Origin of the sequence: Pseudoduganella sp. (assembly GCF_041914865.1) — a bacterium.
GTDB lineage: Bacteria > Pseudomonadota > Gammaproteobacteria > Burkholderiales > Burkholderiaceae_D > Rugamonas.
This window is the reverse complement of sequence record NZ_JAYSCO010000047.1, coordinates 31990-43073: the sequence shown is the minus strand read 5'-3', so window position 1 is coordinate 43073 and position 11084 is coordinate 31990. Positions and strand designations below refer to the sequence as shown.

Annotated in this window: 8 protein-coding genes and 1 riboswitch; of the genes, 6 read left to right on the top strand and 2 right to left on the bottom strand. The window is 68.0% G+C overall.

The window, feature by feature from the left end; translation table 11 throughout:
- Positions 1-57 precede the first annotated feature (57 nt).
- The gene (locus tag ACE3TQ_RS19520; RefSeq protein WP_374584074.1) at positions 58-996 is read left to right on the top strand and encodes a diguanylate cyclase domain-containing protein; all 939 of its coding nucleotides are present in this window, start codon (positions 58-60) and stop codon (positions 994-996) included.
- Positions 997-1005: 9 nt separating this feature from the next.
- Here ACE3TQ_RS19520 and ACE3TQ_RS19515 read toward each other — a convergent pair whose 3' ends face one another.
- Positions 1006-2406: a D-amino acid dehydrogenase gene (locus tag ACE3TQ_RS19515; protein ID WP_374584076.1), complete on the bottom strand. Its 1401-nt coding sequence runs from the start codon at positions 2404-2406 to the stop codon at positions 1006-1008.
- A gap of 28 nt (positions 2407-2434) precedes the next feature.
- A riboswitch (glycine riboswitch) is annotated at positions 2435-2521 on the bottom strand.
- Between the two features lie 36 nt (positions 2522-2557).
- The gene (locus tag ACE3TQ_RS19510; protein ID WP_374584072.1) at positions 2558-2932 is read right to left on the bottom strand and encodes a hypothetical protein; all 375 of its coding nucleotides are present in this window, start codon (positions 2930-2932) and stop codon (positions 2558-2560) included.
- Positions 2933-3053: 121 nt separating this feature from the next.
- Here ACE3TQ_RS19510 and tal point away from each other — a divergent pair, with 121 nt between their 5' ends.
- From tal to ACE3TQ_RS19485, 5 genes are all read left to right on the top strand, one after another.
- Positions 3054-3983, top strand: a complete 930-nt coding sequence (tal, locus tag ACE3TQ_RS19505; protein ID WP_374584070.1) for a transaldolase — start codon at positions 3054-3056, stop codon at positions 3981-3983.
- 121 nt (positions 3984-4104) lie between these two features.
- On the top strand, positions 4105-5295 hold the full coding sequence (locus ACE3TQ_RS19500; RefSeq protein WP_374584068.1) for an efflux RND transporter periplasmic adaptor subunit: 1191 nt from the start codon (positions 4105-4107) through the stop codon (positions 5293-5295).
- A gap of 12 nt (positions 5296-5307) precedes the next feature.
- Positions 5308-8454 (top strand): efflux RND transporter permease subunit, encoded by a 3147-nt coding sequence (locus tag ACE3TQ_RS19495; protein WP_374584066.1) that lies wholly within the window; start codon positions 5308-5310, stop codon positions 8452-8454.
- Positions 8451-9923, top strand: coding sequence for an efflux transporter outer membrane subunit (locus tag ACE3TQ_RS19490; protein ID WP_374584064.1), 1473 nt, complete (start codon positions 8451-8453; stop codon positions 9921-9923). The genes ACE3TQ_RS19495 and ACE3TQ_RS19490 overlap by 4 nt, the downstream gene beginning before the upstream one ends.
- On the top strand, positions 9923-10996 hold the full coding sequence (locus ACE3TQ_RS19485; protein ID WP_374584062.1) for a patatin-like phospholipase family protein: 1074 nt from the start codon (positions 9923-9925) through the stop codon (positions 10994-10996). The genes ACE3TQ_RS19490 and ACE3TQ_RS19485 overlap by 1 nt, the downstream gene beginning before the upstream one ends.
- Positions 10997-11084 lie beyond the last annotated feature (88 nt).

The window sequence follows — 11084 nt, the reverse complement described above, 5'->3', positions numbered from 1 at the left end:
GGCCCAGTTCGTGTCCGATTGTCAGACCTGACCCCGAATTTCTATATAATCCGCCGCATGCAAGAAACTACCCTCTTCGGCCGTGTACTCGGCCTTGCCAATCTTGGCTTGATGGTGCTGGATTCGGACCAGCGTATCGTTTTCTGGAACCAGTGGCTGGCCAGCCGTTCGGGCATGGCGGCGTCGCGTGTGCAGGGCTTGCTCCTGACGGAGGCGTTCCCGGAACTCCTTGGCCAGCGTATGGAACAGGCGGTGCATACTGCGCTGGCGAACAAGCTGCCGACTGTGCTGCCGCAGAACCAGAACCGTTCGCCGTTCCCGCTCTTTGCCGCGGGCACCTGGGGCGGTGAACGCATCGAGCAGGCGGTGACGCTGACCCCGTTCAGTGAGGGCAAGGAGCGCTTTTGCCTGGTCGAGGTGGCGGACGTCAGCAACACCGTAGGCCGCGAGCGCCTGCTGCGCGGCCAGGCCGAGGCCTTGCGCGCGCAATCCTATGTGGATGGCTTGACCGGCATCGCCAACCGCCGCCATTTCGACGTAGCGCTGGATCGCGAGCTGCGGCGCGCCCACCGCCAGGGCAATCCGCTCTCGCTGCTGTTGATGGATATCGACTCCTTCAAGGCCTATAACGACCATTTCGGCCACCAGCAGGGCGATGCCTGCCTGACCCTGGTGGCGGAGGCCTTCGCTTCGCGCCTGCAGCGCCCGGCCGACCTGGCGGCGCGCTACGGCGGCGAGGAGTTCGCCGCCGTGCTGCCGGATACCACGGCGGAACAGGCGGCCCAGCATGCGGAAGTGATCCGCGCCTACGTGGAGTCGCTGAAGATGGCGCACGCGCCCAAGGCCGTGCATCCGCAAGTGACCCTGAGCATCGGCGTGGCCAGCTTCGACCGGGAGCGCCTGAACGACGCAAAGGCGCTGCTGGAAGCGGCCGACCGCGCGCTGTACACCGCCAAGCACGAGGGCCGCAACCGCGTGGTGGTGGCGCGCGGCTGAGGCCTGCCTTTACGCCGCCAGCACTGCCCGGCGCCGCTGCACGCCGGATTCCAGCGCGGCCTGTACCTGCCCGGCGATGAGGTCGGCCGTGGCAGCCGACATGGTCCAGCCCAGGTGGCCGTGGCCGGTGTTGTAGAACACGCCGGGCCGCTTGCCCGGCCCCACGCGCGGCATCAGGTCCGGCATCATTGGCCGCAGCCCGGCCCACGGCACCACCTGGCGCGTGCTGACGCCGGGGAAGCATTGCTGCACCCATTGCACCAGCGGCGCGATGCGGTCGGCGCGGATGTCGCGGTTGAAGCCATTGAACTCGGCCGTGCCGGCGACGCGGAAGCGGTCGGCGCCCAGGCGGCTGCTCACCAGCTTGGTGGCGTCGTCGAGCAGGCTGACATTGGGGGCGCTGGCGCGGCTGGCCGCATCGTCCAGCATGACGGTGATCGAGTAGCCCTTCACCGGATACACATTGACGCGGTCGCCCAGCATGGCGGCGAAGGCGCGGCTGGCCGTGCCGGCGCACACCACCACGGCGTCGAAGCGGCGCGCTTCCTCGACACCGTCGATCGCGAAAGCGACGCGCGTGCCGTCCTCCCCCGCCTCCAGCCGCCGCACGTCGGCGCCGCACAGCATTTGCACGCCGCGCGCCTGCGCCGCCTGCGCCAGGCCGACCGTGAACTTGTGGATATCGCCTGTGCTGTCGCTCTCGGTGAAGAAGCCGCCGTAGAAGCGGCCGGCCAGCGTCGGTTCAATCGCCTGCATCTCGAGCGGGGTGACGGCGCGCCGCTGCAGGCCGCCTTGCGCCAGCAGCTTGCTGACCTGCGCCGCGTGCTCGAAACCGGCCTTGTCGCGGTAGATGTGCAGGATGCCCTGCTGCTTTTCGTCGAACTGGATGCCTTCCTCACGCGCCCAGCCGAACAGGTGCTGGCGCGCCGCGATGGCCAGGCGCGCGCTGGCGACGGTGTTCGCTTCGTAGCGGGGAATGGCGGCCAGGAATTCGGCGAACCAGGACAGCTTGTGCCAGTCCGGCCGCGGATTGACCAGCAGCGGCGCATCGCTGCGCAGCATCCACTTCAGGCCTTTGGCCACCGTGCCCCAGCTGTTCCATACCTCCGCGTTGGAGGCCGACAGCTGGCCGCCGTTGGCGAACGAGGTTTCCATGGCGGGATAGCGATGGCGTTCGAACAGGGTGACGTCCAGGCCGCGCCGCGCCAGGGCGTAAGCGCTCGTGACGCCGGTGATGCCGCCGCCGATAACTGCGATTGATTTCATGTCGGGGTTCCGATCCCAGTGCAAAAAGGGGTTGGACGCCGCGCAACGCGCGCGGCGAACACCCCCTCTGTACGGAACCTGAGAGATTCGCGGCGTGGCGCGATCGGCGCCTGCCGCTTGCTCCTTCGGTGCGCCGGATGGCACTGCATCCGGCAACTCTTCAGAGTTGTACTGCGCCTGGTCGGTCCGGTGGCCTGAGAGATTCCGGGGTGGTTGCTCCTTCGGCGCCAGCTGTGCTGAACTCTCCCGATTTGGCGTTAGTTTTTAACTAATGGCCTGCAGCATACCACCGTTCTTATTGAACGGCTACCTTGCCGTGCGAGGCGGCGCCGGTGGCGCCCAGCACGCCGGCGATCAGCAGCACGTACCACAGCGCGCCGGTGCCGCCCTGCAGCGCCATGAGGGCGGTGGCGTCGGCCACCAGCACCGCCGCGCAGCCCAGCGCCAGCAGCAGCAAGGCCACCGAGACGGAGAACGACAGCAGGCGGAAGTTGGCCACGCGCGCGCCGGTGGCGAACATCAGGTAGCCGGTCACGCTAAACAGCGGGAACATCACCCACAGCGAGGCGCTGGCCGACAATCCGCCCACGCCCAGCTGCGACAACACCAGCGCGGCGCCGGAAAACAAACCGAGCGCCAGCAGCAGCGCTCCAACAATAGCCAAAACCATGGCGGCCTCCCCAGACATGAGATATGAAAATACCAATACCACTAATTCTAAACGCAACATAGACAGCCGCGCCGATTTAGTACAATAGGTTTTTTTGGTCCCAACCGTTTCCAGGACAGCAATGAACCAGCTCGAACAACTCAAGAAATTCACCACTGTCGTTGCCGACACCGGCGACTTCCAGTCGATCAAGGCCTACGCGCCGCAGGACGCCACCACCAACCCTTCCCTGATCCTGAAGGCGGTGCAGAAGGACGAGTACAAGCCGCTGCTGGAAAAAGCCGTGCGCGACAACCCGAACGCCACCACCGGCGACATCATCGACAAGCTGCTGATCGCCTTCGGCACCGAGATCCTGAAGTACGTGCCGGGCCGCGTCTCGACCGAGATCGACGCCGCCCTGTCCTTCGACGTGGCCGGCAACGTGGCCAAGGGCCGCGAGCTGATCGCGCTGTACGAAAAGGCCGGCATCCCGCGCGAGCGCGTGCTGATCAAGATCGCCTCCACCTGGGAGGGCATCCGCGCCTCCGAGCAGCTGGAGAAGGAAGGCATCCGCACCAATATGACCCTGCTGTTCTCCCTGTGCCAGGCGATCGCCTGCGCGGAAGCGGGTTCGCAGCTGATCTCCCCGTTCGTCGGCCGCATCTACGACTGGTACAAGAAGTCCACCGGCATCGACTACCAGGGCGCCGAAGATCCGGGCGTGCAGTCGGTCAAGCGCATCTACAACTACTACCGCAAGTTCGGCTACAAGACCGAAGTGATGGGCGCGTCCTTCCGCAACACCGGCCAGATCCTGGAACTGGCGGGCTGCGACCTGCTGACCATTTCGCCGGACCTGCTGCAAAAGCTGGCTGACACCCAGGCTCCGGTCGAGCGCAAGCTGAACCCGGCCGATTCCGGCACGGCGGTCAAGATCTCGGTGGACGAGAAGACCTTCCGCTTCATGCTGAACGAAGACGCCATGGCGACCGAGAAGCTGGCCGAAGGCATCCGCGCCTTCGTGGCCGACTCCAACAAGCTGAAGCAGATGATCTCGGCCATGCGCTAAGCGCTGCCTGCCGCATAGGGAAAAAGGGCGCTGCGGCGCCCTTTTTTGCTATACAAAACGTTACAATTAACAGTGTTATACAATTTTCGGCGCAGTCCCACTCCACAAGAAGAGACGCCCAATGAAACCTGTATCGCGCTCCCTGCCCCTGGCGGCAGCCGCCCTGTCGCTTATCCTGGCAGCCTGCGGCAACAAGAAAGACGCCAGCAACGGCCCCCCGCCCCCGCCCACTGTTTCCGTCATCACCGCCAGCGCCGGCGCCGTCACTGTCACCAATGAGCTGCCCGGCCGCGTCGAGGCCTCGCGCATCGCCCAGGTACGCGCGCGCACGCCCGGCATCGTGCTGCAGCGGGTGTTCAAGGAGGGCGGCGACGTGCGGGCGGGCGAGGTGCTGTTCCGCATCGACCCGGCGCAGTTCCAGGCCAACGTGGAAAGCGCCGATGCCGCGGTGGCGCGCGCCGAAGCCAACCTGGCCCAGGCCGAGCTGAAAGCCAGGCGCTACAAGCCGCTGCTGGCGGCGCAGGCGGTCAGCCAGCAGGAGTACGACGACGCGCTGACGGCGCAGAAGCAGGCCGGCGCCGAGCTGCAGTCGGCGCGCGCGGCGCGCAAGAATGCCGGCCTGACCCTGGGCTACGCCACCGTGACGGCGCCGATCTCGGGCCGCGTCGGGCGCGCGCTGGTGACCGAGGGCGCCCTGGTGGGCCAGAACGAGGCGACGCCGATGGCCACCGTGCAGCAGCTCGACCCGATCTACGTCACCATCACCCAGTCCTCGGCCGAGCTGCTGCGCCTGAAACAGGCGCTGGCCAAGGGCACGTTGAAGAGCGCCGGCAAGGACCAGGCGCGCGTCACCCTGCTGACCGAGGATGGGCAGGAATACCCGCGCGCCGGCAAGCTGCTGTTCTCCGATGTGGCGGTGGACGAATCGTCCGGCGCAGTGTCGATGCGCGCCGAATTCCCCAACCCCGAGCGCATCCTGCTGCCGGGCATGTACGTGCGGGCGCGCCTGGAGCAAGGCGTGAACGAGGCCGCCATCACGGTGCCGCAGCAGGCCGTGGTGCGCGGCGCGGAAGGCGCGTCGGTGCTGGTGGTGGGCAGCGACAACAAGGTGTCCTCGGTGCCGGTCAAGGCCGACGCGGCGGCCGGCGGCAGCTGGGTGGTCAGCTCCGGCCTGAAGGGCGGCGAGCGCGTCATCGTGGAAGGCTTCCAGAAGACCAAGCCGGGCGGTACCGTCAACCCGGTGCCGTGGAAAGGCCCGGCAGGCGGCCCCGCAGGCAGTGCGCCTGCCGCATCCGCCCCGGCGGCCAAATAAAGGGGCCGCCCCATGGCAAAATTCTTCATCGACCGCCCCGTCTTCGCGTGGGTGATCGCCCTCTTCATCCTGCTCGGCGGGGCGCTGGCGATCACCGTGCTGCCGGTGGCGCAATACCCGACCATCGCACCGCCATCCATCGTCATCAGCGCCGCCTACCCGGGCGCCTCGGCCCAGGTGCTGGACGACGCCGTCACCTCGGTCATCGAGCAGGAGATGAACGGCGCCGACGGCCTGCAATACGTTGAATCGCAGAGCGACTCGAACGGCTCGGTCAGCATCACCGTCACCTTCCAGCCCGGCACCAATCCCGACCTGGCGGCGGTGGACGTGCAGAACCGCATCAAGCGCGTCGAATCGCGCCTGCCGCAGGCGGTGATCCAGCAGGGCGTGCAGGTCAACAAGGCGCGCTCCAACATCCTGATGTTCGTCGGCGCCTCCTCCACCGACGGCAGCATGGACACCACGGCCATCGGCGACTACCTGGCGCGCAACGTGGTCAACGAGATCAAGCGCCTGCCCGGCGTCGGCCAGGCCGAACTGTTCGGCACCGAACGCTCGATGCGGGTCTGGGTCGATCCCGACAAGCTGACCGGCTACAAGCTCAATATGGGCGACGTCACCACGGCCATCCGCCAGCAAAACGCGCAGGTGGCGGCCGGCACGGTGGGCGACCTGCCCAACCCGCGCGCCCAGACCTGGTTCGCGCCGGTGGTGGTGACCGGCCAACTGAGCTCGGTGGAGGAGTTCGGCAAGATCGTGCTGCGCGCCAACCGCGACGGCTCGCTGGTCCGCCTGCGCGACGTGGCCCGCCTGGAGCTGGGCGGCGCCAGCTACCGCGTCAGCGCGCGCCTGAACGGCGAACCGTTCGTCGCCATCGCCGTGCAGCAGTCGCTGACCGGCAATGCACTGGCCACCGCCACCATCGTGCGCGAGAAAATGGACGAGCTGCAGAAGTACTTCCCGCCCGGCCTGAAGTACACCGTGCCGTACGACACCTCGCTGTTCGTCAAGATCTCCATCGAGGAAGTGGTCAAGACCCTGCTGGAAGCGGTGGCGCTGGTGTTCCTGGTGATGTACGTCTTCCTGCAGAACATCCGCTACACCCTGATCCCGACCATCGTGGTGCCGATTGCGCTGATGGGCACTTTCGCCGCCATGCAGGTGTTCGGCTTCTCGATCAACGTGCTGACCATGTTCGGCATGGTGCTGGCGATCGGTATCCTGGTGGACGACGCCATCGTGGTGGTGGAAAACGTGGAACGCATCATGCGCGAGGAAGGGCTGTCGCCGCGCGACGCCACGCGCAAGGCCATGTCGCAGATCACCGGCGCCATCATCGGCATCACCCTGGTGCTGATCGCGGTGTTCATCCCGATGGCCTTCTTCGGCGGCGCGGTGGGCGCCATCTACCGCCAGTTCTCGCTGGCCATGGTGTCGGCCATGGTGTTCTCGGCGCTGATGGCGCTGTCGCTCACGCCGGCGCTGTGCGCCACCATGCTGAAGCCGGTGCAGGCCGGCCATGCGCACGCCAGGAGCGGCGTGTTCGGCTGGTTCAACCGCGGCTTTGCCGCCACCGCCACCCGCTACCAGGGCTGGGTGGCGCGCATCCTCACGCGCACCGGGCGCTTCATGCTGATCTTCGCCGCGCTGCTCGGCATCGTGGCCTGGCTGTACGTGCGCCTGCCCTCCTCCTTCCTGCCGAACGAGGACCAGGGCTATATCATCGCCAACGTGCAGCTGCCGCCGGGCGCCGCGCGCGGCCGCACCGAGGCGGTGCTGGCGGAAGTGGACAAGTACTTCCGCAGCCAGCCCGGCGTGGCGCGCACCATCGCAGTGGCCGGCTTCAGCTTCTCGGGCAGCGGCCAGAACGCCGGCCTGGTGTTCGTGCCACTGAAGGACTGGAAGGAGCGCGGGCCGGACCAGTCGGCCGAAGCGATCGCCGGCCGCTCCTTCGGCGGCCTGGCGCATATCCAGGACGCGCAGATCTTCGCCTTGAGCCCGCCGCCGATCCGCGAGCTGGGCAACGCCACCGGCATCACGGCGCGCCTGCAGGACCGCGGCGGCCTGGGTCACGACGCCCTGCTGGCGGCGCGCAACCAGCTGCTGGAAATGGCGGGCAAGAGCAAGGTGCTGGTCGGCATGCGGCCGGAGGGCCTGGAGGACGCGCCGCAAATGCAGGTCGATGTGGACCGCGAAAAGGCCAACGCACTGGGCGTGGCCTTCGCCGACATCGGCGCCACGCTGGGCACGGCGCTTGGCTCGTCCTATGTGAACGACTTCGCCAACAGCGGCCGCCAGCAGCGCGTGATCGTGCAGGCCGACCAGGCGCGCCGCATGCAGCCGGAGGATATCCTGCGGCTGCAGGTGCGCAGCAACAGCGGCACCATGGTGCCGTTCGCCTCCTTCGCCACCACGCGCTGGGTGACGGGACCGATCCAGCTGGTGCGCTACAACGGCTACCCGGCCTACCGCCTGAGCGCCAACGCGGCGCCCGGCTATTCGACCGGCGAAGCCATGGCCGAGCTGACCCGCCTGGCCGAACAGCTGCCGCCCGGCTTCGGCATCGAATGGACCGGCCAGTCGGCCGAAGAACGCTTGTCCGGCGCGCAGGCGCCGATGCTGTTCGCCCTGTCGCTGCTGGCCGCCTTCCTGGTGCTGGCGGCGCTGTACGAATCGGAATCAATCCCGGTGGCCGTGCTGCTGGTGGTGCCGCTAGGCGTGCTCGGTGCCCTGCTCGGCGCCCACCTGCGCGACCTGCCGAACGACGTCTACTTCAAGGTCGGGCTGATTGCGATCATCGGCCTGTCGGCCAAGAACGCGATCCTGATCATCGAGTTCGCCAAGGACCTGCAGGCGCAGGGCATGGGCCTGATCGAAGCGACGCTGGAAGCGGTGCACCTGCGCTTCCGCCCCATCATCATGACATCGCTGGCCTTCATCCTCGGCGTGCTGCCGCTGGTGATCGCGTCCGGCGCCGGCTCGGCCTCGCAGCGCGCCATCGGTACCGGCGTGATGGGCGGCATGATCACCGCCACCGTGCTGGCGGTGTTCCTGGTGCCGGTGTTCTTTGTCGTGATACGCCGCATCTTCAAGGGCAGCGAACGCCAGCGCCGCCTGGCGGCGCATGAAATGGACCTTCCGGAGCCGAAGCAATGATGACGTCCCTCCCCGCCTCCCGCACGCCGCCGCTGCTGCGCGCCGTGGCCGCCACGCTGCTGCTGGCCGGCCTGGTATCGGGCTGCTCGATGGCACCTGCCTACCAGCGTCCCGCCGCCCCGGTGCCCGACACCTTCCCCGCCACGCCGCCCGCCGCTGGCGCGGCCGCGCCGGCCGCCAGCGCGCCATCGACGCAAGCGCCGCTGGCGGCAGCCGATACCGCCTGGCGCACCTTCTTCCCTGACGGCCGTCTGCAGCAAATCATCGCCACGGCGCTCGACAACAACCGCGACCTGCGCATCGCCGCCCTGCGCATCGAAGAAGCGCGCGGTGCCTACCGCATCCAGCGCGCCGACCGCCTGCCGGCCCTGAACGCCTCGCTGGCCGGCTCGCGCAGCCGCACGCCCGGCTTCGCCAATGCCGGCGGCCAGTCGCAAGTGGGCGAGCGCTACGACGCCGGCCTGGCCATCCCCGCCTTCGAGCTGGATTTCTTCGGCCGCGTAAAGAGCCTGAGCGACGCGGCCCTGTCCAGCTACCTCGCCACCGAGGAGGCCCGGCAGGCCGCGCATATCAGCCTGGTGGCCGAAGTGGCCAAGGCCTATTACACCGAGCGCGCACTGGCCGAACAGCAAGCCCTGGCCGAACGCACCTACGAAGCCCGCAAGCGCACCTTCGAGCTGACCCGCCAGCGCGTGGAAGGCGGCGCCTCCTCGCGCCTCGACCTGCGCTCCAACGAGCAGCAGATGGAAACTGCGCGCGCCGCCGCCCTGTCGCTGGCGCGCCAGCGCGCCCAGGCGTCCAACGCCCTCAACCTGCTCGCCGGGCAGCCCGTGCAGCCAGCCGACGGCGCCGCCCCGCTGGCCGACAGCGTGGCCGATACGGTCGCCACACTGAGCGCCGGCCTGCCGTCCGACCTGCTGGCCAAGCGGCCCGACATCCGCGCCGCCGAGCTGCGCCTGAAGGCCGCCAACGCCAACATCGGCGCCGCCCGCGCCGCCTTCTTCCCGCGCATCACGCTGACCACCGCGATCGGCAGCGCCAGCCGCGAATTCAGCGGCCTGTTCGACAGCGGCAACGACACCTGGAGCTTCACGCCGCAATTGGTGCTGCCCATCTTCGACGCCGGCCGCAACCTGGCCAACCTCGATGTCAGCCACGCCCGCAAGAACATTGCCGTGGCCGACTACGAAAGGACGATCCAGCAAGCCTTCCGCGAAGTGGCCGACGCCCTGGCGGCAAAGACCTACCTGGGCGAACAGGTCGCCGCCCAGCGCGCCGTGCAGGACGCCCAGGCCGAGCGCCTGCGTCTATTACAATTACGCTTTGAGAATGGGGTCGCCAGCTCGCTCGACGTGCTGGACGCCCAACGCGAATTGTTCAGCGCGGAACAGGCCCTGGTCCAGGCGCGCCTGCTGCGCACAACCAGCGCCATCGACTTGTATCGCGCGCTTGGAGGAGGTTTAAAGTAGTGGATTCACCGATCAGCATCCGGCTCGGCCAGCGCGCCCGCCAGCGCATCGAGCGCGAAGGCCTGCAGGCCGCCGACATCGCCATCATCCCCGCCGCAGCGGGCGGCCCCAAAGGCCTGATCCTGAACGGCATCGACCAGTGGATGTTCGGCGAATGGCTGAAACAGGCACCGCGCCAGCGCCGCCTGATCGGCGCCTCGATCGGCGCCTGGCGCATGGCCGCCGCCGCCTTCCACGACCCGGTGGCCGCGCACCAGCGCCTGGCCCACCACTACGCGCACCAGACCTACCCGGCCAAGGTGGACGCCGCCTACGTCAGCAGCGTCGTCCGCGCCCTGCTGGACAGCGTGCTCGATGGCCGTGGCAGCGAAATGCTGAGCAATCCCGACTACCGCCTGTCCGTCATCACGGTGCGCGGCATCGGCCCGCTGGCGCAGACGCGTGGCAGCAAATGGCGCGAAATGGCCGGCTTCCTGCGCGCCGCCGCTGGCAATGCCGTCTCGCGCAGCCGCCTGGCCGGCGCCATGGAGCGCGTGGTGTTCCATGACGCGCGCGACGACGCGGCCTGGCTGCGCAGCAGCTTCGACGCCTTTGCCTCGCACTTCGTCGGCCTGTCGGAGCACAACCTGCACGCCGCCCTGCTGGCCTCCGGCTCGATCCCGCTGGTGCTGCAGGCCGTCAGCGGCATCCACGGCGCACCGCACGGCGACTACTGGGACGGCGGCCTGATCGACTACCACCTGCACCTGCCCTACCAGCGCGACGAGGGGCTGGTGCTGTACCCGCATTTCACCGACCATATCGTGCCCGGCTGGCTGGACAAATCCATGCCGTGGCGCCGCGCGCGCGACAGTGCGCTGGACAACGTGATCCTGGTCTCGCCCTCGCCATCCTTCGTGCAGCGCCTGCCCAACCGCAAACTGCCCGACCGCACGGACTTCAAGCATTACGGCCAGGACCACGCCGCCCGCATCCGCGACTGGCTGCAGGCCATTGGCGAGAGCGAACGCATGGCCGACGCCCTGGCGCAATGGGCCGAAAAACCCGACCTGCGCCAGGTCCAATCCTTCTGATCGAGCCACAGCCGTTGCAGCCTTGCAACAACTTATCAAGGCGACACCTTTCAGGCGCATACTAGCAATCCAATCTCCGGGAGGCTGG

Coding starts and splice junctions, on each gene's coding strand:
- ACE3TQ_RS19500 (WP_374584068.1), top strand. CDS start 4,105: ATGAAACCTGTATCGCGCTCCCTGCCCCTGGCGGCAGCCGCCCTGTCG.
- tal (WP_374584070.1), top strand. CDS start 3,054: ATGAACCAGCTCGAACAACTCAAGAAATTCACCACTGTCGTTGCCGAC.
- ACE3TQ_RS19510 (WP_374584072.1), bottom strand. CDS start 2,932: ATGGTTTTGGCTATTGTTGGAGCGCTGCTGCTGGCGCTCGGTTTGTTT.
- ACE3TQ_RS19520 (WP_374584074.1), top strand. CDS start 58: ATGCAAGAAACTACCCTCTTCGGCCGTGTACTCGGCCTTGCCAATCTT.
- ACE3TQ_RS19495 (WP_374584066.1), top strand. CDS start 5,308: ATGGCAAAATTCTTCATCGACCGCCCCGTCTTCGCGTGGGTGATCGCC.
- ACE3TQ_RS19490 (WP_374584064.1), top strand. CDS start 8,451: ATGATGACGTCCCTCCCCGCCTCCCGCACGCCGCCGCTGCTGCGCGCC.